The organism is Vibrio sp. 03_296, assembly GCF_002265885.1.
In genome coordinates this window covers 1-866 of record NZ_NPKW01000702.1, presented here as the reverse complement: position 1 = coordinate 866, position 866 = coordinate 1, and the positions used below count along the sequence as shown (strand labels likewise).

The 866-nt window shown below is 50.0% G+C and carries 2 pseudogenes; both read left to right on the top strand.

The features are described 5' to 3' along the window. A pseudogene (locus tag CIK04_RS27250) lies at positions 1–161 on the top strand (acyl-CoA thioesterase); the annotation flags it as partial. A 255-nt stretch (positions 162–416) separates the two neighbouring features. Next, positions 417–866, top strand: a pseudogene (locus tag CIK04_RS27245) (LysR family transcriptional regulator); the annotation flags it as partial.

Below are 866 nucleotides of genomic sequence, written 5' to 3'. Positions count from 1 at the left end.
GCTTCACCATGGAGTATCAAGTCGTCAGCAAAAAGATGGGTAAAGTCACCACCACAGGCAGTGYAACCGTCGTCATGTTCGATTTTAAAATACAAAGCAAAGCACAGCTACCCGCCGTGTTGCGCGATGCTATTTTCAGTATCGAAGCTAAAAAGGCATAACGCTTACAATGACTTACAGACAAACCATCGATGGTTTCGCTACACTTATTGGCAAGCGGTTTGTTACCCAGCCGTTTTGATGACGAAAACGCATTAACGCCCGCGGCCCCAATAGAGTGGCAGCAAACAGCAGCCACGCTTGAACGGCGGGCAATGATGCTCTCTTCTTTTGTATGCCTCTTCTCGATTGGATGAGGYATTTTTTTTATCAATACGCTATAGTCGTACCCCATTATTCGCCGTTCACTTCGATGTATGAAAGCGCTCAACGATCTCAATATTTTTGTGGAAACCGCTCGACAAGGTAGCTTCTCGCAAGCCGCCAATACGTCTTGATCTCACTCCGGCCGCGGTCAGTGCCGCCATCAAAAGATTAGAAGAGCAAGTCGGTTTTCCCTTGTTTGTTCGTTCAACCCGAAGCTTGCGCTTAACCAGCGACGGCGCGTTGTTTCTGCAAAAAACCACCGCGGCATTGAGTTTGCTCCAAGACGGCCTAGACGAAATCAACAGCGCGCGAGGCGAGTTGGCCGGGCAACTCTACATCACCGCACCTTCGGATTTTGGTCGTAATATGCTGCTGGAGTGGATTGACGAGTTCATCGAACAGCACCCTCGGGTGACCATCAAACTCGACCTCTCCGATACGCCTGACCGATATGTACTCCAAACCTGTCGACCTGGCGATTCGCTATGGAGAACCCGCAG